This is a genomic window from Kitasatospora sp. NPDC056531 (assembly GCF_042794375.1).
GTDB lineage: Bacteria > Actinomycetota > Actinomycetes > Streptomycetales > Streptomycetaceae > Kitasatospora.
The window spans coordinates 1-22,498 of sequence record NZ_JBHTTU010000058.1 but is presented as its reverse complement, the minus strand read 5'-3'; the positions used below and the strand labels follow the sequence as shown (position 1 = coordinate 22,498).

The window sequence follows — 22,498 nt, the reverse complement described above, 5'->3', positions numbered from 1 at the left end:
CTCGACCTTGCCGCCCCACCGCTCCACCTGATCCGAACTCACCACGTGGCGAACGCTGCAAGCAGAATGGCCAACGCAGCAAGTGCCGCCATGGCATCAGGGAGACCCGTATGGCTGACTACTTTCCGTACCGCATCGTGACCAAGAGAGGGGACTTGACGCTGATCTGGCGGCCCGGAGAAGGCGATGCCCCCGATGAGCTCGTCGTCGACGAACTCGGAAGACTCCTCGCGAAGTGGCGCGACTCTCAGTGACGATGGTGGTTGTCTGGTTGGGCGGGGTCGCCGGGGTGTTCCAATCCCTCGACCAGGGTGAGGCGTTGGGCTCGCTCGCGGTCGAGCCACCGGACGAAGGCGACTCGGCGAGCGGCTTCGCGGAGGGTGGGCGTGGGGTCGGTGTTCTGGGGGATGGTCAGGGTGGCGAGGAGGGCGGCCTTCCAGGGGCCCACGGTGACCAACTCGCCGGGCGGGGCCGCGCAGAGGGCCTCGGAGAGGGCCACCGGGAGGGTGTCGGGGTCGGCCTCGAAGCCGCCGTCGGGGGTCGCGATGTGCCAGCGGGTGGCCGGTGGGTGGGTGGTCAGGGCGCGGTAGTGGGCGATGTCGGCGAGTGAGGGCTCGATGTCGGCCGTCACGGAGGCGTAGACGGCCCGCACGGCTGCGCTGCCCTCGTAGGCGGCCGCCGTGATGGAGCCGAGCTCTACGGCGGCTTGTTGGTCGAGGTGGGCGGGGCCGCCGGGGCCGATGGGCAGGTTGCGTTCGGCGGCGACTGTCTCACACAGGACTTCGGTGAGGAGCACCTGGGCGACCCACCGGGTGAGCTGGCGGTCCTCTGCACTTCCGGGCTGGGGAAGGGCGGTGGAGCGCGGACCGTTTCGGAGGGCGGCGAGGCGCTGGTCGAGAGCGGTGCGTGGGACGGGATGTCCGTCGAGCAGACCGAGAGTCATGCTTCCACCACCAGGGCGACGGTCGGGGCGTACTGGCAGCGGCCGAACCACATCACCTTGGCGAGGGCCCAGTACGAGCCCGGGTCGGCCGACTCGGGAGCGGCGAGGTCGAAGTCGACGGTCGTGGCGGAGCCGGCCAGGACGGTGAAGCCTCGGACGGGTTCGGCGATCGCGTCCCAGGTGCCCCACGGCGAGACCAGCTGCAGTTCGCCCCGGATCTCACCTCGGGTGCGGTTGGTGAGCGTGAGGCCGAGGGTGGCGCGGCCGCCGGGGGTTAGGCGAAGGGACTGGTCGGAAACGTCGACGGACAGGCCGGTGTCGCGGCCGGTGGTGGCCTTGGCGCCCTGGGCGGCGGTCCAGTCCTCTGGGACGTCTCCGGGGACCGGCAACAGGTCAGGGAGGTCGCCGACGGCGATGGTCACCACGTCCTCGACCTGCTGACCGTCGTGCTCGATCCGGACGGCCGTGAAGTAGAGCCCGGGTTCGGTGTCCGATGGCGGGGTCAAGGTCACCGGGAAGCGCAGGTGGCCGCCGGGCTCCAGTCGGTACGGGCGGCTGCCGAGGCTGGTCGTCCAACCCTCGGGCGGCAGGACGACCGCCGTGCCCTCGACGGCGGCGTCGCGGAGCTGGGAGGAGAGCGCCACCGAGAGTGTCACCGACTCCCCCGCCGTCCGCAGCAGCCCCGGCGAGGCGCCGACGGACACCGGCAGATACCCGAGCGGTGCCGGGCCCCGGTTGTGCAGCCAATAGCGGGCGTGGACCGGCTGGGCGGGCTCGGCGACCGGGCCGAGCACGGGGTCATCGGCTGGGGCAGTCAGAGCAGGAGCCGCGAGCAGGGTGATGATCTGCGAACCAGCGAGGTCCAGGACATCGGCCGGCTCCCCGAGCGGGCGTTCCAGCAGGTCGGCGGGCCGCACCTCATCCAGGCCGAGCGCGCCGCCGAGCTGCGCCGTCCGCCCGAGGCCGGTCGACTCGACCAGCCGGACGGTGAGGTCCCGCCCGCCCTCCGAAGAAGCCGAACCGTGGGCGATCGGGTTCCCGGCCGGCTTGAGCGCGCCGAGCAGCACCTCGCGCTGCGGTTGGACCCGCAGCCAGGACAGCGTGGCCGGCAGTGGCCCCTCCTGGGCCTCCACGATCCGTGCGTACAGCGGGTGGTTGAACTCCTGCCCCTGCGCGGGCAGCGTCTGTGCCCGCCAGTCACCGCCCCCGCCGACCAACGCATAGTTGAACTCGTGCGTCCAGTGCTGGAGTTGGAAGGAGGCCCCGTCCGGCAGGGTACGCCGAGGCGGATCGATCCACACGCCCGACGGCCAGCCGGTGCAGGAGCGCATCAGCGACAGGTGGAGCGCGCCGGTGGCGTCCACCGCGAAGCCGGGGAGGCCAAAGCTGAGCAACGCCACGGTGTGGTCGGCGAGTTGGTCCGGGACGGCCACCGGGCAGACGGCGGTGATCCGCGCATCGGCGAGGTCGTCCACCAGCGCCGGCACATCGGACACGACCAGGGCGGGAAGGGATCGCAGGTCGCGCAGGTCCGCATCCGGCCGCCACACCTCGGCGAGCGGCGTCAGCGCCGGCACCCACACCGCGCCGTACGCTTTCAGTACCGCCGCGTACTCCTCCCCCGCCCGAGCGATCAACTCCCGCGCAGTATCGTTGACTTCCGGCCCGCCGACCACGATCCGGAAGTCCGGCAGGTTGGAGTCCACGTCCAGCCACCCGTACCGAGCCCAGTCCGCCCCCGAGGTCGTGGCGGTGACCCCGACCCGGGCGAGGGCGACCACCAGCGGACGGACGTCCGCCGCGTCGTCCAGCGTCGGCACCACCACCTCCGCCACACCGAGCGCCCGCGAGCCCACCACCTCCCCCGCCGGGTCGGTGAGCTCCACCCGCGCCGTAGCGCCCAGCCCGAACCAGGTGTTGGCCGGGTTGTCCAGCGTCCACGGCGCCTCCACCGAGTCGACGTCCGGCATCGCGAAGCCGCGCCCGATGACCGCTCCCGCGACCTCGCTGACCGGCAGCCCACCGGGCACATCCACCGGGAAGCGCAGCCGCAGCAGCCGGTCGGCGCCGGAGTAGTCCACGACCCTCGTCCGGCAGTCCACCCGATCGAGGCCGCGCCACAGCGTGACCGTCTGCTCGTAGCGGACCCCGTCGACCGTCCCGCCGATCACCAGCCGCTCGCCGAGCGGACCGGTCTCGCGGCGGATCGACGCGGCAGCGTCCCCGGAGCCGAGCACCGGCCCGCTCGGCACCAGGTGCCAGGGGCCTTCGCCGAAGTCGGGGTGCTGCGGGTACTCCTCGTACACCCGCAGCTCGTTGCCGATCCGGCCGTCCTGGATCAACTCCCGTTCGTGCAGCAGGTCGTAGACGGATGTCAGGCCGCCTCCTCGTGCGGGGTCGGCGGAAACGCGGTACCGCCCGTTGGTGATCGTGGCACCCTCGGCGGCGGTCCAGGCGTCCACCGATTTCCCGGAGACCAGCCGCCAGGTGCGCCAGCCGAGCGCCGGAACGTCCTCGGCCAGGAAGCGAAGCGTCCCCCGGTCGACGACGCTCGGCACCGGCGAGCCCGCCTCGTCGAGTACCCACACCGACCGTACGCCGTCCGGGAGTTCGACCACCACCAGGTCCGTCCGGTCGAAGGACAGCGTGTTGGTCACCACCACCGCCGATCCAGCCCCCATCGTCGAGATCCGCGCCGTCAGCGCGTCCAGCGCCGCGTCCCGGACGGCCGACGCCAGGTCGTACGCCTCCCGCCAGCCGCCCAGCAGGTCCAGGTACACCTGGTCCGACTCCGAGCCGGTGATCGCGTCGTGGTGTGCGCCGTAGGCGAGTTGGCGCCACACCTTGTCGAGCGCGGCGGCCGGGTAGCGCCCGAGTCCGTTCACGACCGCGAGCGTGGCGAGCTTCTCCGCGTCCACCGCCGCGACCTCGCCCGCCCGCTGGGCCTGCTTGGTGTCGATGTACGAGACGTCCTTGCCGGTGTACACGGGATTCATATCGCGGGTCTGCGGGCTGAGTCGGCGGCCGCCGACCGACAGTTCGGCCCGGACGGCGTCGAGGAAGTCGCGCGGGGTGGCGCAGACGAAGCGCGGCCACAGGTACTTGGCGGCCCAGGAGCGGTGGATCTCGGTGACCCACTTGTTCGGCGGGGTGTAGTCCGTCCCGACCGGCAGTAGCAGGTTCTTCGTGGCGCCAACCGGCTTGAGCTTGCGGTACAACTCGTACACGGCCTGCTCGGCGGTGGCGAGGTCCGGGGAGGAGTCCATCCACCAGCCGGCCGAGTAGTGGTGGGGCATGTAGTGGGTGAGCACGCCCTCGCCGCCGGGCGCGATCCACTCGAACTCGCTCGGGAACTGCATCGCCCGGGCGTCGTCCTTGGCCTCGCGGAAGTTCTTCTGGATCGGGCCCCACTGGTGGAAGGGCCCGCGGGCCCAGGCGCTGCCAGTCAGGCCGGCCGCGGCGAGGTGGCCGGGGAACTGCGGGTCGTGCCCGAACACATCGAGCTGCCAGGCGGTCTGGGGATCGCCGCCGAGGATGTCGCGCTGGTAGCCGATGCCGTAGACGATGTTGCGGATGGTCGTCTCGGCGCCGGTGAGGTTGGTGTTCGGCTCGTTGTACGTCCCGCCGACGAGTTCGACCTGGCCGCGCTCCAGCAGCAGCCGCAGGGTCTCGCGGCGCTCCGGGTGCTGGTCGAAGTACGGCTTCAGGTAGTCGACTTCGGCGAGGACGAACTTGTACACCGGGTCCCGCAGCGCGAGGTCCAGGTGCGCGTCGACCAGCGCGAAGCCGTTGCGCTCCCAGAGCGGCCGGGTGGTGGCGTCGGCGGAGAGCAGCTCCCACGGCGAGGTGTAGGCGGCCTGGGTGTTCCACCACACCGGGTCGTAGTGGAAGTGCGAGACCAGGAACATCGTCCAGCCGGGCTCCGCGACCGCCACGAGCGCCTCGGCCGCTGCCGACCCCGCCCGTACGGTGACGGGCAGTTGGTCGCCGACGTCCGCGCCGGTGATCTCCAGCGGGACGTCGACCAGCCCCGTGCCGGTCGCCTCGCCGTGGACGCCCGGGCCGCGGACGGTGATCCGGGCAGCCGGGCCCTCGATCGCCACCCGCAGGATCTGGCGCGGGGTGTCCTCGGGGCCGACGAACAGGTCGGTGCTCTCGACGGCGGTGATGGTGGTGACCGGCACGGGGGTGGTTCCTTTCCGGAGATCCGAGGAAGCGGGCGGGTCTAGGCTCCCCAGGCCTCGAACTCGTAGATGCGGGCGGCCGGATCGCTGGTCCGGGTCGGCTTGGTGACGACCAGCCGGACGTAGCGGGCGGTGGTGTTCACCGGGTGGGTGGTGGTTCCGGCCGTGTTGCCGGTCACGGTGGCGACGGTCGTCCAGGGGTCGGTTGTGCTGGACCGGACCTGGATGGAGAAGTCCCGGGTGTTGTACGAGGCGCTCTCTCCGCCCGCCTGCGCGTGCTTGACTACGAACTTGTTCAGCTTCTTCGCCGAACCGAGGTCCACCTCGAGCCATTTGGACGAGGTCAGCGTGCACCACTTGTCGCTGTTGCCGCCGCTGACACTGCCGTTGACGGCCTTGGCCGGTCCCTCGTTGGCGTTGCACTGGCCGGAGGCGGTCGCCGGGCGGTTCAGCGCCAGGTTGGTGGAAGTGGACGGCGTTCCGTTCCAACTCACCACCGTGGAGGCGACACCCGAGTGCCCGTACGTGGTGGACACCGCCTCCACGTCCAGCGTGGTCGTGGACTCGCCCCCGGCCCGGTCGAGCCGCCCGACGAAGTAGGCGTCGTTGGGCGTGGCGCCCAGGAAGGTCCGGCTGCCGTCGGCATTGCGCCGGTACACCTCGTAGTGGTGGACGTTGCCGCCGGGTGCGGCCGTCCAGGAGAGCCGCAGCGACTGGCTGGCGCCCGGGGTCACGTCGCTCGCGCCGAGAACGGTCAGCCCGCCCGGCGCGGCCGGGGTTTCCACCGCCCCGTCATGGATGGCTACTTGGCCGACTCGGAGGTCGTACGCCGGGTCGGAGCCGTCCACCTGGAGGGCGACCTGGGAGATGATCCGGCCCGCGTACGGGGAGAGGTCGAGGGTGTGGCGTTCCCAGCCGGTGCCGGAGTCGTCGCCGACGTCCACGGTGGTGAAGCCGCCCGGGGAGTCGGTGAAGGAGAGGGCGGCCTTGAGCTTGGTCGGTCCGGCGGCCGGGGTCTTGACCACCAGGTCGAGCTTGGTGTTCGCCGCGACCGGCAGGCTGGTCTCGTACAGCCGCACGGTGTTGGCAGCGTCCAGGGTGCCGGTCAGCCGCAGCGAGGAGCCGCCCTGATAGGCATCGGTGAAGTCGACGGACGGACTCAGCTTGCTGCCACTGGAGTTGAGCACCCAGTGGTAGGTCGGCGGGACGTCCTGGAGCGAGAGGTTGTTCCAGCCGCCGGTGGCGACCCGGGTGCCTGCCGCGTTGTAGAAGTCGCCCTGGCCGGTGTTGAAGTTGGTGACGAAGGGCTTGGCGGTGATCGGCGAGGACTCGGCGACGTAGCCGGCCAGGCCGGGCCAGCTGCTGGAGGGGTCGGTGTTCGAGGGGTCGTTGTTGGCGCCGACCCAGTAGCGGGCGTCCTTGGCGTAGAAGTCGGCGCGGTCGGTGGCGGACTTCCAGGTCCACTCGGGCCGGTAGAGGCCGAGCGAGGTGGTGTGCGGCTGCCCGGACGGGAAGAGGGTGTTCCAGTCGACGGAGGTGTTGTAGCCGTTGGCCTCGGTGTCGACGCCGGAGTACAGCTCGTACTCGCTGCGGCCGAGCTGCCGGGCCAGCGTCCGGGAGGAGTCCAGGCCGTCGGGCGTCCAGCCGAAGTTGAGGAACATCGAGTCCGAGGTGCGCTTCGGACCGTCCTGCAGGAACGGAGAGTTGGCCGAGGTGAGGGCGTTCTGCCAGTCGACCGCGCCCGATGTCGTCATCGCGTCGTACCACATGAAGTCGGTGCCGCTCCGCGCCTTGGTGTACTGCATCAGGTTCTGCAGCTCGGTCGCGAGGCCCGAGTCGCCGCCGCCGGTCTCCTGGTTGATGAACCAGCCGTCGAAGCCGTAGTACTGGGCGGCCTGGGCCAGCTTGTCGGCGACGGGGTAGCGGTCGCCGGACTTCTGGACGAAGTCGCGCACCCACTGGAGCTGGCCGCCGTACGCGGTGGGCGGGAAGAAGACGGTGCCGTAGACCTTGACGCCGTTGCGGTGGGCGGCGTCGATGACGGTCGGGTTGGGGGCGAGGATCAGGCCCTCGCCGGCCGAGCCGCCCCAGAACACCAGCTTGTCGACGTACTGCCAGTAGCCGAAGGCGTAGTAGTTGGGGTCGGCGGAGCCCTGGGAGGGGTTGTTGGAGGTGGGGGCGAAGGAGACCAGCGAGGCGATCTTCCCTTCGCCCGCATGGGCGTTGGGGTTGGCCGCCAGGGCCGGGTCGCTGGTGCGCGGCTGGAGCGGGACGCGGGAGCGGTTGAACCGGGCGTCCGGGTCGGTGGCCGGGTCCCAGTTCAGGATGGTGCTGGGGTACCAGTAGGAGGCGTAGGGCTGGTTCCCGGGAGCGGCGACGACCGGCGAGGCCGGACCAGGAGCAGAAACAGGAGCAGCAGCAGGAGCAGCCTGGGCGGCGGGTACGACGCCCAGCGCGGCCGTCGCGAGCGCGGCGCTGAGCAGCAGGGGGAGACGTCTTGACATGCGGTGGCTCCGATCGAGCGGAGTGGGTGGAGCCGGGCCCACCGGCAGCGGCAGGCCCGGGTGCATGCGGGCGCGGCGGTGCTCATCGAGAGGGGGAATTCAGTGAACATGACAGCGGACGGTGCGCAGGACCGGGCCCCCTCGGCGCAGCGAGGCTAAACCGGTTCAGAACCCGTGTCAACGACTCGCGCAGCAATCACACCGACCGGTGACGGCGGCGCGGCACCCGGCGGCGAGGTGGACTCCCGTACGGTCAGCCGGGGCGTGGGCATCTGCAGGTCCCGTCCGGGCCCGGTCCCGTCCACCGCCTCCAGCAGGCTGCGCGCGACCTGCTCGCCGAGCGCGAAGGTGTCCCGGCTGAGCGCGGTCAGCGGCGGGTGGACGATCCGGGCGAGCACCGAGTCGTCGAAGGAGACGATGGACAGCTCGCCGGGCACCGCGACGCCCATCTCCCCCGCCACGCCGAGCCCGGCGACGGCCATCACGTCGCTGTCGTAGACGATCGCGGTGGGCCGCTTGGCCCGGGAGAGCAGGGTGCGGGTGGCCGCCGCGCCCTCGGCGTCGCTGAAGTCGGTGGGCACCGAGACCGCCTCCTCCAGCCCGAGCCGGCGTGAGGCGTCGCGCAGCGCGCGGATCCGCCGCTGGGTGTGCTGGAAGTGCGGCAGCCCGGCCAGGTGGGCGATCCGGCGGTGCCCGATGGCGGCCAGGTAGTCGACGATGGAGAGCATCGCCTCCCGGTCGTCGGCCCAGATCCGCAGCTGGTTGCCGCCCTTGCCGGGCCCACCCAGGACGACGGCGGGCAGCCCGAGCTCATCCAGCACCGGCAGCCTCGGGTCCTTGACCTGCAGGTCGACCACGATGAAGCCGTCCACCCGGTGCTCGGAGGCCCAGCGCCGGTAGACCTCGATCTCGGCGGCGGTGTCCTCGACGACCATCAGGTGCAGCGCGACCGAGCTGGCCGAGAGCACGGCCTGCAGGCCGGAGAGCAGTTGGCTGAAGAACGGCTCGACGCCGATGGTGCGGGCCGGGCGGGCGATCACCAGGCCGACGGCGTCCGCCTTGGCCCCGCCGAGGGCGCGCGCGGCGCTGTGCGGCCGCCAGTTCATCTCCTCGGCGACCCGCAGGATCCGGGCCCGGGTGGCCTCGCTGACCCCCGGGCGGCCGTTGAGCGCGAAGGACACCGCGCCCTTGGAGACACCTGCCTGGCGGGCGATGTCGGCGATCGTCGGTCTGCCCACAGAACCCGACTCCTTCTCTTGACAGCCAAGTTTAGGCGGGAGCATAGTCCCTGCCATAGCTAGACCGGTTTAGTTATGCCGATTCTGATATTCCGCACCATCCCCCACCCACCCCAGGACCGGGAGACCCTCATGCGAAGAATCTGGGCGGCACTGACGACAACGGCCTTCACCGCGGCGGCCCTCACCGGCTGCGGACTCGGCTCCGGCGACGGCAAGAGCAGCGACAGCGTGGCGAGTGCGGCCGCCACCGGTGAGGTCAAGGGCAAGGTCTCGCTCCAGACCTGGGCGCTCAAGCCCAAGTTCACCGACTACATGCAGGGCGTGATCGACGGCTTCAAGAAGAAGTACCCCGGCGTCGAGGTCGACTGGCTGGACCAGCCCGGCGACGGCTACTCCGACAAGGTGCTCAGCCAGGCCGCCTCGAACACCCTGCCCGACGTGGTCAACCTCCCGCCGGACTTCGCCCTCCCGCTGGCGAAGAAGGACCTCCTGCTGGACGTGGCCAAGGCCGACCCGAAGCTCGCCGACGAGTACGTCCCCGGCGGGGTCGACGCCTACCGCTTCACCGGCCAGAACGGCACCTTCGGCTACCCCTGGTACCTCAACACCGATGTGAACTACTGGAGTTCGGAACTCCTCACGAAGAACGGCCTGGACCCGAAGAAGCCCCCGACCACCCTGGACGAACTGATCGCCCAGGCCCGGGTGATGAAGGAGAAGTCCGGCGGCCAGACCTACCTGATGAGCCGCAAGCCGGGCCTCGGCGACCTCTACAACGCCGGCGTGAAGATCATGGCCGACGACGGCAAGTCCTTCACCTTCAACACCCCCGAGGCCGCCGCACTGCTCGACAAGTACCGCGACGCCTTCAAGGAGGGCCTGCTCCCCAAAGACGTGCTGACCAACACCTACGCCGGCAACTCCAAGCTGTTCAACGCCGGCACCGCCGCCTGGACCACCGCCGGCGCCAACTACATCACCAGCCTCGCCACCGACAACCCGACGCTCGCCCCGAAGGTCGTCCCCTCCCCCGCGCTGGCCACCCCGCCGCTGTACGTCCAGGGCCTGTCCATCCCCAAGAGCACCAAGAACCCGGCCGCCGCGGTCGCTCTCGCCCGCTGGGTCACCAGCCCCGAGAACCAGGCCGCCTTCGCCCACCTGACCAGCATCTTCCCGTCCACCAAGGCCTCGTCGAACGACCCGTTCTTCAGCAGGAGCGACGGCACCAACGCGGGCGACGCCAAGGTGATCGCCTTCAACTCGCTCGCCAAGGCCGAGCTGATCCAGCCCGTCCAGGTCGACGACGCGATGAGCACCGTCATCAACCAGCAGATCGCCCTGGCCATCAGCGGTGACGCGAGCTCCAAGCAGGCCCTGGACTCCGCCGTCGAGCAGTGCGACAAGCTACTCAAGGGCTGACCACCCGCTCCGAGGACCGTACCGGCGAAGCGGCGGGTCTCCCCCGCACCCGCCGCCCCGGGAATGACCCGTACCGCCCCCAGGAAGGCAACGGCATGACCCACCGGCGCTGGTTCACTCCCTGGCTGCTCGCCGGGCCCGCGATAGTCTGGCTGGCCGTCTTCAACCTCTGGCCGGCCGTCAACACGGTGATCCTGTCCTTCACCAACGCCAAGCCCCTGGGCGGCGGGCAGTTCACCGGCCTGGAGAACTACGGCCGCATGCTCGACGACGACCAGCTCGCCGACGCCCTGCTCAACAGCATCGTGTTCATGCTGGTCTGCCTCCCCCTGCTGACCGTCCTGCCGCTGCTGCTCGCCCTGCTGGTCCAGCGGCGCATCCCCGGCATCACCTTCTTCCGCACCGCGTTCTACACCCCGGTGATCGCCTCCGCCGTGGTGGTGGCGCTGATCTGGGGCTGGGTGCTGGACGACCGCGGCCTGGTCAACGGCCTGCTCCGACAGAGCGGCCTGGCCGACTCCCCGGTCTCCTTCCTCACCGACCGCTGGCTGCTGCTGTTCAGCGCGATCGCCCTGACCGTCTGGAAGGGCCTCGGCTACTACATGGTCATCTACCTGTCCGCCCTCGCCAACGTCCCGCGCGAACTGCACGAGGCGGCGGCCGTGGACGGCGCCAGCCCGGTGCGCCGGTTCTGGCACGTCACGCTGCCGGGGGTGCGGCCGACCATGGTACTGGTCTCGGCCCTGATCTCGGTCAGTTCGCTGCGCGTGTTCTCCGAGCTGTACGTGCTCTCCAACGGCCAGGGCGGGCCCGGCGGCCGGGACATGTCGGTGGTGATGCTGATCCAGATGTACAGCCGCGGCTTCAACGGCCACCTGGGCTACGCCTCCGCGCTCAGCCTGCTGCTGTTCGTCATCACCCTCGGCCCGATGCTGTTCCTGATGCGGCTGAACCGGAAGGCGGCCTGACCCCGTGACCACCGTCCACGCCAAGGCCGCGCGGGGCTCCCGGGGCTTCAACACCCCCTCCCCCGCCCGGACCGTCGCCCGCTACCTGCTCCTGACCCTCGTCCTGCTGCTGGTCATCGGCCCCTTCCTGTGGCAGCTCTCCACCTCCCTCAAGGGCCCCGCCGAGGACGTCTTCACCCGTACCCCGAGCTTCGTCCCCGACCAGCCCACCCTCGGCAACTACGGCAAGGTCGCCGACACCATCCCGGTGTGGACCTACGCCCTCAACTCGCTGATCGTGGCCGCCGTCTGCATCACCGGAAACGTGGTCGGCTGCACCCTCGCCGGCTACACGCTGGCCCGGCTGCGCTTCCGCGGCGCCAAGCTGGTCCTCGGCCTCTTCCTGGCCACCCTGGTCCTGCCCGGCGAGGTCACCATCGTCTCCCAGTACGTGCTGGTGCGCAGCCTCGGTCTGGCCGACAGCCTGGCCGGCGTCGCCCTACCCGGCGCGATCGCGATGCTCAACGTGCTGCTGATGCGCACCGCGTTCGCCGCCGTGCCGGCCGAGCTCGACCAGGCCGCGCTGGTCGACGGCGCCGACGTCTGGCAGCGGCTGTGGCACATCGGCCTGCCCAACGTGCGCGGCATGCTCAGTGTGATCGTCATCTTCACCTTCATCGGCGCCTGGGACGACTTCCTCTGGCCGCTGATCGTGCTCAACGACCCGCAGAAGTACACCCTCACCGTCGGGCTCCAGTACCTGAACGGCACCTTCTCCGCCAATCCCCGGCTGATCGCGGCCGGCACCATGATCGCCTTCCTGCCGATCGTCGTGGTGTTCGGCCTCTGCCAGCGCTTCTTCTTCAAGGGCGTCGAGGAGGGAGCCGTCAAGGGATGAGCCCGTCTCCACTACTCCCCGACCGAGTTGAGGACTACGTGACCACCCCTCCGCGCTTCGGCGTCAACTACACCCCCAGCGCCGGCTGGTTCCACCACTGGCTCGACTTCGACCTCGACGCCGTGCGCGCCGACTTCGACTCCATCGCCGCCCTCGGCCTGGACCACGTCCGGGTCTTCCCGCTCTGGCCGCTGTTCCAGCCCAACCGCACCCTTATCCGCCCGCGCGCCGTCGAGCAGCTGACCGCCCTGGTGGACGCGGCCGGCGAGCGCGGCCTGGACGTCGCGGTGGACGGTCTGCAGGGCCACCTGTCGAGCTTCGACTTCCTGCCCTCCTGGACCCGGACCTGGCACCGGCGGAACATCTTCACCGACCTCGAGGTCCTCGACGGCCAGGCCGCCTACCTGCGCACCCTGGCCGAGGCACTGAGCGAGCGGCCCAACTTCCTCGGGATGACGCTCGGCAACGAGATCAACCAGTTCTCCGGCGCCCCGCACCCCGACCCGGACCGGGTCACCCCCGCCGAGGCCGAGGCCTGGCTGCGCCGGATGCTCGCCGCCTGCGAGCAGGGCGCGCCCGGGCGGCTGCACCTGCACGCCTCCTACGACGCGGCCTGGTACCTGGACGGGCACCCGTTCACCCCCTGGCACTCGGCCCGGCTGGGCGCCGCCACCGCCGTGCACTCCTGGGTCTTCAACGGCACCGCCCAGCGCTACGGCGCCCGGTCCACCGCCACCGCCGAGCACGCCGCCTACCTGGTGGAGCTGTCCAAGGCCTGGGCGGACGACCCGGCCCGCCCGGTCTGGCTGCAGGAGGTCGGCGCGCCCGCCCCGCACATCAGCGCCGAGGACGCGGCCCGGTTCACCGGCGCGACCGTCGCGTCCGTGCTGGACTGCCCGGACCTGTGGGGCGTCACCTGGTGGTGCTCGCACGACGTGGACCGCTCCCTCGCCGACTTCCCCGAACTCGAGTACAGCCTCGGCTTGTTGACCACGGACCGGCGGGTCAAGCCGGCCGGCGCCCGGCTCGCCGAGGCCGCCGCCGAGGCCCGCCGCTCCTGGCAGCCGCCCAAGCCCCGCAGCACCGCCGTGGTGGTGGCCGCCGGCGACGAGGTCTCCTCCCCCCGGCGCTCGGTCTGCGGCCCCGGGGGCCCGGCGTACGAGGCGTTCATGCGCCTCGCCGAGGCGGGCGCCCGCCCGACCACCGTGCTCGCCGAGCGCGCCGGGGACCGGGCGCACCTGGCCGCGCGCGGCATCACCGAGGTGGTCCACCCCGACGACGTACGTTCCCTGTAACCGTCCCCCAGCACGCAACGGAGCCTGCCGACATGCACGATGACCGCACCCTGGTCGAGTCCCGCCTCAAGCGCGTCCTGGAGGAGCGCATCCTCCCGGCGGTCTACCCCGAGTCCGTCCCGCTGGAGGTCGGCATCTGGACCGCCCCCGGCGAGCCCGTCCCGGTCGCCGAGGGCCTGGCCGCGCCGCGCACCCCGATCGCGGTCGGCGACGCCTGGGGCGCGCCCTGGGGCACCAGCTGGCTGACCGTGACCGGCACCGTCCCCGAGGCCTGGGCCGGGCGGACGGTCGAGGCGCTGATCGACCTCGGCTTCGACGCCAACATGCCCGGCTTCCAGTGCGAGGGCCTGGTCTACCGCCCGGACGGCAGCCCGGTTAAGGGCCTCAACCCGCGCAACCAGTGGGTGCGGATCGCCGCCCCGGCGGCCGGCGGCGAGCAGGTGCTGCTGCACGTCGAGGCGGCCGCCAACCCGGTGATCCTGGACTACCACCCCTTCCTGCCCACCGAGTTGGGCGACAGGGAGACGGCGGGCGACCGGCCGCAGTACAAGCTGGCCCGGATGGACCTGGCGGTCTTCGACGACACGGTCTGGCAGCTGTCGCTGGACCTGGAGGTGCTCGGCGAGCTGACGGCCGAGCTGCCGGTGGACAGCGCCCGCCGCTGGGAGATCCTGCGCGCGGTCGAGCGCTGCCTCGACGCGATCGACCTGCAGGACGTCAACGGAACGGCTGCCGCGGCCCGTTCGGAGCTGGAGGCGGTGCTGGCCGCGCCCGCCGTGCCGTCCGCGCACCGGATCAGCGCGATCGGCCACGCCCACATCGACTCCGCCTGGCTCTGGCCGCTGCGCGAGACCGTCCGCAAGGTGGCCCGCACCACCGCCAACATGACCGCCCTGCTGGAGGACGAGCCGGACTTCCTCTACACCATGTCCCAGGCGCAGCAGTACGCCTGGATCAAGGAGCACCGCCCCGAGGTGTACGCGCGGGTCCGCAAGGCGGTGGCCGAGGGACGGTTCGTCCCGGCCGGCGGCATGTGGGTGGAGTCCGACACCAACATGCCGGGCGGCGAGGCGATGGCACGTCAGTTCGTCCACGGCAAGCGGTTCTTCCTGGAGGAGTTCGGGGTCGAGAACCACGAGGCGTGGCTGCCGGACACCTTCGGCTTCGCCGGCGGCCTGCCGCAGATCATCCGCAACGCGGGCTCCAAGTGGCTGCTGACCCAGAAGATCTCGTGGAGCCAGGTCAACAAGTTCCCGCACCACACCTTCCTCTGGGAGGGCATCGACGGGACCCGGATCTTCACCCACTTCCCGCCCGTGGACACCTACAACTGCTCCATGAAGGGCAGCGAGATCGCCCACGCGGCACGGAACTTCAAGGACAAGGGGGTGGCCCGGCACTCGCTCGCCCCGACCGGCTGGGGCGACGGCGGCGGCGGGACGACCCGCGAGATGGTCGCCAAGGCGGCCAGGATGAAGAGCCTTGAGGGCTCGGCCACCGTCCGCTGGGAGAAGCCTGCCGAGTTCTTCGCCAAGGCCGAGGCCGAGTACCCGAACCCGCCGGTCTGGGTCGGCGAACTCTACCTGGAGCTGCACCGGGCCACCCTGACCAGCCAGGCGAAGACCAAGCAGGGCAACCGGCGCAGCGAGAACCTGCTGCGCGAGGCCGAACTCTGGTGCGCCACGGCCGCGTTGCGCACCGGCGCCCAGTACCCGCACGAACAGCTGGACCGGATCTGGAAGACCGTCCTGCTGCACCAGTTCCACGACATCCTGCCCGGCTCCTCGATCGCCTGGGTGCACCGCGAGGCCGAGGCGACGTACGCGGCGCTGGCGGGCGAGCTGGAGGCGCTGATCGAAGCGGCCCAGCAGGCCCTGGCCGGGGTCGCCTCGGGCGGGCGCGAGCTGGTGTTCAACGCGGCGCCGCACGCGCGCTCGGCCGTTCCGGCGGGCGGGGCGGCGGTTGCCGTCCAGGACGGTGCGGCCTGCTCGGTGGCCCCGGTGGACGGGGGCGGCTTCACGCTGCGCAACGGCCTGCTGGAGGTCGTGGTCGACGCCGACGGCCTGATCACTTCGGTGGTCGAGACGGCGAGCGGCCGGGAGAGCGTCGCCCCCGGCAGCCGCGCCAACCTGCTCCAGCTGCACCCGGACTTCCCCAACATGTGGGACGCCTGGGACGTCGACCAGTTCTACCGCAACACCGTCACCGACCTGACCGGCGTGGACTCGCTCACCGCCTCGGCCGCCGGCGGCCAGGCCTCGGTCCGGATCGCGCGCTCCTTCGGCTCCTCCACCGTCGTCCAGACCCTCACCCTGCGGGCCGGAGAGCAGCGACTCGACATCGACACCGAGGTCGACTGGCACGAGACCGAGAAGTTCCTCAAGGCCGCGTTCCCGCTGGACATCCACACCGAGCGCTACGCCGCCGAGACCCAGTTCGGCCACCTCTACCGGCCCACCCACACCAACACCAGCTGGGACGCCGCCAAGTTCGAGGCCTGCAACCACCGCTTCGTCCACCTGGACGAGCCCGGCTGGGGCGTCGCCCTGGTGACCGCCTCCACCTACGGCCACGACGTCACCCGCACCGTGCGCGACGCCGACGGCGGCACCACCACCACGGTCCGCTTCTCGCTGCTGCGCGCCCCGCGCTTCCCCGACCCGAGGACCGACCAGGGCCCGCACCGCTTCCGGCACGCCCTGGTCCCGGGCGCCGCGATCGCCGACGCCGTCCGCGAGGGCTACCGGATCGGCCTGCCCGAGCGGCGGGTCACCGGCAGCGCCGAGCAGGTCGCGCCGCTGGTCGAGCTGGACAACGACGCTCTGGTGGTCAGCGCGGTCAAGCTCGCCGACGACCGCAGCGGGGACCTGATCGTCCGGGTCTACGAGGCGGGCGGCGGCCGTTCCCGGGGCCGGCTCACCACCTCCTTCCCGCTGGCCGGCGCCGTCCCCTGCGACCTGCTGGAGCGGCCCTGGGGCGGCACCCGCGGCGAGGTCTCGGTGGAGGACGGCGGGGTACGACTGGCACTGCGGCCGTTCGAACTCGTCACGCTGCGGCTCAGCACCACGGGCTGAACTCGTCACGCTGCGGCTCAACACGGCCGGCTGACCGGCTGATCCGCGTACGCTGTGCGGCGCCCCCGGCCCCCGCGGCCGGGGGCGCCGACCCTCCCACCCCTGGAGCCCACCGTGCCGCTCACCCCCCTCTTCGCCGCCGTCGACATCGGCGGCACCAAGATCGCCGGCGCGCTGGTCGACAGCGACGGACGGCTGCGGCACCGGCTCCAGCTGCCCACCCCGGCGCGGGAGCCGGGCCCGGCCGTGCTCGCCGTCGTGCACAAGGTGCTGGACCAGCTGGCCGGTACGGCCGACTGGGCCGCCGTGACGGCCGTCGGGATCGGCAGTGCCGGCCCGGTCGACCTCGCCGACGGCACCGTCAGCCCGGTCAACATCCCCGGCTGGCGCGCCTTCCCGCTGGTCGCCGAGGTCTCCGCGCACCCGGCGGTGGCCGCCCGGCGGCTGCCCGTCCGCCTGGCCGGGGACGGCGTCGCGATGGCCGCCGCCGAGCACTGGCAGGGCGCGGCCCGGGGCGCCGCCAACGCGCTCTGCCTGGTGGTCTCGACGGGCGTCGGCGCCGGGCTCGTGCTCGACGGCGCCGTCCGGCCGGGCCCCAGCGGCAACGCCGGGCACCTCGGCCACATCAGCGTCGACCTGGACGGCGAGCCCTGCCCGTGCGGCTCGCGCGGCTGCCTGGAGGGCCTCGCCAGCGGCACCGCGATCGCCCGCCGGGCCCTCGCCGACGGCTGGCGGGGCCTTCCCGGCACCGACGACCGGACGGCCCGGGCCGTCGCCGCCTCGGCCGCGGCCGGCGACCCGATCGCGCTCGCCGCCTTCGACCGGGCCGCCCAGGCACTGGCCGCCGGGATCGCCGCTACGGCCGCCCTGGTCGACCTCGACCGGGTGGTGGTCGGCGGCGGCGTCGCCACCGCCGGGGAGGTGCTGTTCACCCCGCTCGCCCGCCACCTGGACCGCTACGCCGCCCTTTCGTACATCCGCGGCCTGGACGTGCGGCGCGCCGAACTCGGCACCGACGCCGGGCTGATCGGCGCGGCCGCGCTCTGCCGCTGACCGCTGCCCACCGCCCGCCGCCCACTGGCACGACGCCCCGTTCGGAGACCCGTGCCATGCCGCCCTACGCCCTGCTCGACAACCCGGTCCGCCGCTACGCCTGGGGCTCCGCCACGGCCATCCCCGCGCTCACCGGCACCGGGCCCGACGGCACCCCGCAGGCCGAACTGTGGATGGGCGCGCACCGTTCCTCTGGACTGATCAGGAGTGACTCCCGATGAGCCGCACGCCCCGAACGGTCTTGGGCGCACTGGTCCCCGGCGTACTCAACCCCGCTGGGCGCCACACATCCCGTGCGTGGTCCGTCCCGGGAGGCCGGTTCCCTCACGACCTGGCCAAGTGGGCACGGCCAGAGGCGACGGGGAGGTCTCAAACCATCGCTCTGGTGGAGAGGGAGCCCCGCACGCTGGCGCCGTTCCCGGTGTCCCAGATCGCGAGCTTGACGCTACCGCACCACCGGATCGAGCCCAATCCGGAGGGCGCGAGCACGCAACGCGTGCGCCCTTAGGTGCGCTCCGGCTCACTCGCGGCCGCACAGCTCACAACCTCTCGGCGCCGTCCCGGCTGAACGGCCGGCCGCTCGACGGGCTGATCGCCGCGGACCCGGACGGCTTGCTCGGGCCGGACACCGTACGGCGGTTCGGCCCGGCGCTGCCCCTCCTGTTCAAGGTGCTGGCCGCCGGGCAGACCCCGGCGACCCCGGGCTGCTCGCCGCGCTGCTGCTCAAGCACGTCCGGCTCACCGCCCGGCAGGCGCTGTACCTGGACGCCGGGGTGCCGCACGCCTACCTCCGGGGCACCGGCGTGGAGTTGATGGCCAACTCGGACAACGTGCTGCGCTGCGGGCTCACCGCCAAGCACATCGACGTCGACGGCCTGCCGGCGGTCACGGCCTTCCGCACCAGGCCGCCCGAGGTGCTCACCGCCGACGCCCGGACCGCCGAATTCCCCTCCGCCTCCGAGGAGTTCCGCCTCTCCCGACTGCGCCCGGGCGACGCCCCCGTCCGCGTCGAACTGCCCACCCCGCGGATCCTGCTCTGCGTCGCGGGCCGCGCCCGGCTGCGCGCCCCCGGCCGTCCGGACCTCGACCTGCCGGCGGGCGCGTCCGCCTACCTGCGGCCGGGCGCCGGGCCGGTCGAGCTGACGGGCCCGGGCTCGGAGCTGTTCCGGGCCACCACGGGCCGGTAGGGCCTGCCTCTTGGATTTTGTCGGATCAGCGCGCGGTGTTGGGGTGCGTGCATCGCAAGGCGGAGGAGGGAGCCACTGCGGTGGGCGCACCTCCCGGCCGAAGGCTGGGGGACATTGGCGACCGACGACAACGCCGCGAGGTGCACTTGTGCCCTGGGGGCACCTCCCGGCCGAAGGCTGGGGGAGCGTCGCGGGCCCGGCAAGGATCCAAGAGACGGGCCCCAGGCCGCCCGCGCCGGCGAAGGAGGCCCTCAGGCCCGCAAGGGGTGGCCGAAGAGCAGGTCGTACCCCACCGGGAGTTGCTCGATCACCCGGTCGATCTGCTCCCCCGGAACCAGGTCCGCCACGGTGCTGAGCACCGCCCCGATGTCCCACTGCGCGGTGGCCGGCGTCGCCCCGTCGATCCAGCCGACCACGGCGTCCACGAAACGCTCGGCGGTCAGCGGCTCGGCGGCCGGCTGCGCGTCGCGCAGCAGCGGGGCGTACGCCACGGGCAGCGCGTCGGCCAGTGCGAGGCGTTCGGCGCCCACCAGGTGCTCGCCGAGCAGACCGAGCACGACCCGGGCGGCATGGTCAGCCTCCGCTTCGCCCCGGTACTCGCCGCGCTCCACGATGCGGGCGAGGAAGTCCTCCCAGGAGATGGTCATCGCGTCCTCCATCCGGTCGGCGGGATCCGGCCGGACCGGCGGCCGATGGCCCGAGGGGCCTGCCTCATCGCAGCCCGTGACCGCCGGGGGACGTGCCGGTTCCCGTGCTGCTCAGCGTACTGCGGTCGGGCCGGGCCGATACCCGCGGGTTCGGGCGGGAGCTCCGTTCCCGAACGGAACCTTGACGCGGACGCCGGCGCCGGTCGGACGGACGGACGGACGGACGGACGCCGACGTTGTGCCGGACGGACGGATCGACGCCGTTGTCGATCACGCCGCCGGCCCGCGCCGTCACCGGCACGGGACTTCACGGGAACACACGGATTCGAGCGGCGGCGGTCAGCCCGCCGAGGCCCGACACCGTCTGCGCGCGCCGCGCTGGGAGCCGACCCCGCCGCTACCGGACCGGGCCGCCAGTCGCGGGCCCGGCGCCGTCGGCTGGCCGACCACGGCCAGGGCGTCGCCACGCGCCGTGTCCGTCATATACGCCGACAGAAAACGGCGCTCGTTCTCGCTGAGTTTGCGCGAACGGCCGGATTCCCGGTCCCGCGCGACCACCACGGTCCGCGCCCGCATAAAGGTGAGCGGCTCGCGGCAGACATTCACCTCGACCTGGGCGGAACTCCGCCCGAGCCGTTCCACGGTCAGCCGCACCGACAATGGCTCCGGCCCGTGGTGGAGCTGTTCCAGGTAATCGATCTCGTGCCGCGCGATAATGAATCCGGACGGGAAAAGGGATTCCCGGACGGCCGTCGCGTGGTGGCAGAACAGGTCGTAAATCCCCTCCTGGATGTAGCCGACCAGCCGGGCGTTGTTGATGTGCCCGTTCTCGTCGACGTCGCTCCACCGGGTGGGGCAGGACAGCACGTGCGCGCGGGCGTACACCGCGCTCACTGCTGCGTCAGCCCGGCCGCGACCCCGGCGGGGAGCAGCGCGCGCCGCAACCTCGCGTAGTAGCCGGAGTGTTCGGCCGCCATCCGGGCCACGGTCCACCCCTCCTCGGCGGCCTCGGCGGCCGCCTGGACGACCAGGCTGTCGAGCACCGCGTCGACCGAACGACAGAGTTCGGCGACGGCCGCGAGCCGCTCGGTGACATCGGCCGCGCCGGCCGCGTTCCCGGCCGGGAATTCGGCCAGCGAGTCGACCGCGAGCTGCAGATCGTCGATAACGTCCGACCGGCTTTCCTTGGGGGAATTTCGCATGCTTTTCTCCAGGACCAATTCGAGCCGTTACGGCCCGGTAACTAACGTTCGAATACACCGGCTCGGTGTCGACCCCCCGACGCCTTCGACGCTATCCCAGTCGGCGCGGGTCCGCAGATGGTTTTCGGACCGCGACGGGAAACTGACTTCTATTGGAGTAGTTTGCGGGAGTACACAATATGCCCCATCAGCCGATCGCGGTAAGCAGAACGGGTGGTATCGCCGACCCGCCGAGCAAGATCAACTGCTGTCCGCCGCTGATCTGCTAGTGCGACTCCCACCAGCGCGCCTTGTACAGCTGCGTACCGCCCAGCGTCCACGTCCCCTCCGGGCGGTCCAGCCGGATCACCGAGGTGCACCAGTCGCACGGGCCGTTGTGATCGGGCGCCACCGTGAGCAGCCGGCCGGTGCGGGGGTCGTCGCCGATGCTCTTGACCCCCCGCTCGGCGGCGGGATCGGCCAGATGGACGGGGGTGAACCGATCGGCGCCGGGGTCGTACGTCCAGATACCGTTCAGCGTGCTCACCCAGAACCGGCCGGGCTCACCCAGCACGGGTGCGAGGTCGTGGCCGCCCTGGTCGGGCAGCGGGGCGCTCCGGACGGCGGTCAGGGTGGGCTCGGCCGCGGTGCCGCCGACCCGCAGTGCGGTCAGCCGGTCGTCGCCGAGCACCCAGAGCAGGCCGGTCCGCGCGTCCCGGAGCACCCCGTGCGCGCCCGGGAGGAGGAAGGTCGCGTGGGTGTTTGTCCGGGGGCCCTGCGAGGCCGCGTACAGCCGCACCCACCCGCCGCCGCTCGCGACGACCGCGACGTTGCCGTCCGGAAGCAGCTCGATGCTGTGCGGATTGGCGGCCCTGCCCAGGTCCGCCGCCCAGCGGCTGCCACCGGTGGCGGTGTCCACCACCGCGGCGAGCCCGCCGGAGGCGGTGGTCAGCAGGTAGCGGCGGCCGTCCAGGATCCGGCTCTTCGCCTCGTCCGGGTTGGTCCAGCTGTGCTCGCGATCGAGGTCACCGAGGTCGTCCGCCCGGTCGGCGCCCCAGGACCACACCACGGGCGGCCGGTCGGGCCCCTGGTAGTCCACCAGCTCCTCGGCTCCCCGCAGGACGAGGACACGGCGGGACGCCTGGTCCACGGCAACCACCTCCCCCTGCGACGACCCGGCGTACGCGCGGCTCGCGGGCGCGCAGAGCAGCAGGGCAAGGCCCAGGACCGGCAGGGTTCTCCTCAGCACGCCCCAACGGTGGGCGGCTCACGGCGGACCGCGCGGCAGCCCGGCCGCACACATCCTCCGAACGGACCGTCGGATTCGCCCGGAGACCGGGTCCGCCACCCGGGCGATCGGCGAGGTGACGGCCCGCCCGGCCGCTTCCTGCCGGTCGGCGGCGTGGTACGCGGCGTACATCGCGTGCACCCCGGGCCGATCACGGCGGGCCACCCCTCAGCCTGCCAGGATCCCGACGCCGGACCAGCCAGCCTGTCAGCTGTCGAGCAGGTCGAGTGCCCGCGTCCAGCTGTACGCCCCGGGTACGTACTCCGCGATCCGCACCCCCATGCGCCGCAGCTTCGCCAGGCTCTCCTCGTACGCCGGATGCGCCGCCTGAGCCGCACTGAGACAAGGCTGAACCGCCACCGGAATCCCCCACCCGTACGACTCACACAGAATCCCGAGCGCGAGCGTGTCCGAAATCCCGGCGACCCACTTGTTGATCGTGTTGAACGTCGCCGGCGCCACCACGATCGCATCCGGATCCGGCAACGGCCGCGGATCCCCCGATTTCCGCCAGGCGGAGCGGATCGGATCGGATACCCCGTCTGAGCTTGGCGTTTAACCTCGCAGGTCACCCGACCTGCTGATCTGCGGTTCTTCCCGAGACAGCGGAGGCGGCCGTTCTCCACGCTTCGAGATG

At 72.0% G+C, this 22,498-nt stretch carries 18 protein-coding genes and 1 pseudogene; 9 read left to right on the top strand and 10 right to left on the bottom strand.

Annotated features, from left to right (window positions below):
- Nucleotides 1-110 precede the first annotated feature (110 nt).
- Nucleotides 111-254: a hypothetical protein gene (locus tag ACFQ87_RS32615; RefSeq protein WP_380614481.1), complete on the top strand. Its 144-nt coding sequence runs from the start codon at nt 111-113 to the stop codon at nt 252-254.
- Here the strand turns inward: ACFQ87_RS32615 and ACFQ87_RS32610 are convergent.
- From ACFQ87_RS32610 to ACFQ87_RS32595, 4 genes are all read right to left on the bottom strand, one after another.
- Nucleotides 248-943, bottom strand: a complete 696-nt coding sequence (locus ACFQ87_RS32610; RefSeq protein WP_380614479.1) for a hypothetical protein — start codon at nt 941-943, stop codon at nt 248-250. The two genes, ACFQ87_RS32615 and ACFQ87_RS32610, sit on opposite strands and share 7 nt — an antisense overlap.
- A complete protein-coding gene (locus ACFQ87_RS32605) occupies nt 940-5,127 on the bottom strand; it encodes an NEW3 domain-containing protein (RefSeq protein ID WP_380614477.1) in 4,188 nt (1,395 codons plus the stop codon). The genes ACFQ87_RS32610 and ACFQ87_RS32605 overlap by 4 nt, the downstream gene beginning before the upstream one ends.
- A 41-nt stretch (nt 5,128-5,168) precedes the next feature.
- Nucleotides 5,169-7,631 carry a discoidin domain-containing protein gene (locus ACFQ87_RS32600; protein WP_380614475.1) on the bottom strand — a complete coding sequence of 821 codons (2,463 nt, stop codon included), beginning with the start codon at nt 7,629-7,631 and terminating at the stop codon, nt 5,169-5,171.
- Between the two features lie 155 nt (nt 7,632-7,786).
- Nucleotides 7,787-8,869 (bottom strand): LacI family DNA-binding transcriptional regulator, encoded by a 1,083-nt coding sequence (locus tag ACFQ87_RS32595; protein ID WP_380614473.1) that lies wholly within the window; start codon nt 8,867-8,869, stop codon nt 7,787-7,789.
- Nucleotides 8,870-9,001: 132 nt separating this feature from the next.
- Between ACFQ87_RS32595 and ACFQ87_RS32590 the strand changes: the two genes are divergently transcribed.
- From ACFQ87_RS32590 to ACFQ87_RS32560, 7 genes are all read left to right on the top strand, one after another.
- Complete coding sequence (locus ACFQ87_RS32590) at nt 9,002-10,291, top strand: ABC transporter substrate-binding protein (protein ID WP_380614471.1); 1,290 nt, start codon at nt 9,002-9,004, stop codon at nt 10,289-10,291.
- A gap of 95 nt (nt 10,292-10,386) precedes the next feature.
- Nucleotides 10,387-11,259 carry a carbohydrate ABC transporter permease gene (locus tag ACFQ87_RS32585; RefSeq protein WP_380614470.1) on the top strand — a complete coding sequence of 291 codons (873 nt, stop codon included), beginning with the start codon at nt 10,387-10,389 and terminating at the stop codon, nt 11,257-11,259.
- Between the two features lie 4 nt (nt 11,260-11,263).
- Nucleotides 11,264-12,136, top strand: coding sequence for a carbohydrate ABC transporter permease (locus ACFQ87_RS32580; RefSeq protein WP_380614468.1), 873 nt, complete (start codon nt 11,264-11,266; stop codon nt 12,134-12,136).
- Nucleotides 12,133-13,431 (top strand): glycosyl hydrolase, encoded by a 1,299-nt coding sequence (locus tag ACFQ87_RS32575; RefSeq protein ID WP_380614466.1) that lies wholly within the window; start codon nt 12,133-12,135, stop codon nt 13,429-13,431. The genes ACFQ87_RS32580 and ACFQ87_RS32575 overlap by 4 nt, the downstream gene beginning before the upstream one ends.
- A gap of 32 nt (nt 13,432-13,463) precedes the next feature.
- The gene (locus ACFQ87_RS32570; protein WP_380614464.1) at nt 13,464-16,505 is read left to right on the top strand and encodes an alpha-mannosidase; all 3,042 of its coding nucleotides are present in this window, start codon (nt 13,464-13,466) and stop codon (nt 16,503-16,505) included.
- 114 nt (nt 16,506-16,619) lie between these two features.
- On the top strand, nt 16,620-17,558 hold the full coding sequence (locus ACFQ87_RS32565) for an ROK family protein (protein WP_380614463.1): 939 nt from the start codon (nt 16,620-16,622) through the stop codon (nt 17,556-17,558).
- Between the two features lie 56 nt (nt 17,559-17,614).
- Complete coding sequence (locus ACFQ87_RS32560) at nt 17,615-17,779, top strand: hypothetical protein (protein WP_380614461.1); 165 nt, start codon at nt 17,615-17,617, stop codon at nt 17,777-17,779.
- Nucleotides 17,780-18,097: 318 nt separating this feature from the next.
- On the opposite strand, the gene ACFQ87_RS32555 is transcribed toward ACFQ87_RS32560, so the two are convergent.
- Complete coding sequence (locus ACFQ87_RS32555; protein ID WP_380614460.1) at nt 18,098-18,340, bottom strand: hypothetical protein; 243 nt, start codon at nt 18,338-18,340, stop codon at nt 18,098-18,100.
- Between ACFQ87_RS32555 and ACFQ87_RS32550 the strand changes: the two genes are divergently transcribed.
- The gene (locus ACFQ87_RS32550) at nt 18,332-18,745 is read left to right on the top strand and encodes a hypothetical protein (RefSeq protein WP_380614458.1); all 414 of its coding nucleotides are present in this window, start codon (nt 18,332-18,334) and stop codon (nt 18,743-18,745) included. The two genes, ACFQ87_RS32555 and ACFQ87_RS32550, sit on opposite strands and share 9 nt — an antisense overlap.
- A gap of 251 nt (nt 18,746-18,996) precedes the next feature.
- Here ACFQ87_RS32550 and ACFQ87_RS32545 read toward each other — a convergent pair whose 3' ends face one another.
- The 5 genes and pseudogenes from ACFQ87_RS32545 to ACFQ87_RS32525 form a co-directional block, all read right to left on the bottom strand.
- Nucleotides 18,997-19,392, bottom strand: a complete 396-nt coding sequence (locus ACFQ87_RS32545) for a DUF2267 domain-containing protein (RefSeq protein ID WP_380614456.1) — start codon at nt 19,390-19,392, stop codon at nt 18,997-18,999.
- A 339-nt stretch (nt 19,393-19,731) separates the two neighbouring features.
- Nucleotides 19,732-20,286, bottom strand: a complete 555-nt coding sequence (locus ACFQ87_RS32540; protein WP_380614454.1) for an acyl-CoA thioesterase — start codon at nt 20,284-20,286, stop codon at nt 19,732-19,734.
- Nucleotides 20,283-20,594, bottom strand: a complete 312-nt coding sequence (locus ACFQ87_RS32535; protein ID WP_380614452.1) for a hypothetical protein — start codon at nt 20,592-20,594, stop codon at nt 20,283-20,285. Before ACFQ87_RS32535 ends, ACFQ87_RS32540 begins: the two co-directional genes overlap by 4 nt.
- Nucleotides 20,595-20,859: 265 nt before the next feature.
- Entirely contained in the window at nt 20,860-21,822 is a 963-nt protein-coding gene (locus tag ACFQ87_RS32530) for a DUF6528 family protein (RefSeq protein WP_380614450.1), read from the bottom strand.
- Between the two features lie 246 nt (nt 21,823-22,068).
- Nucleotides 22,069-22,389, bottom strand: a pseudogene (locus tag ACFQ87_RS32525) (flavoprotein); the annotation flags it as partial.
- Nucleotides 22,390-22,498 lie beyond the last annotated feature (109 nt).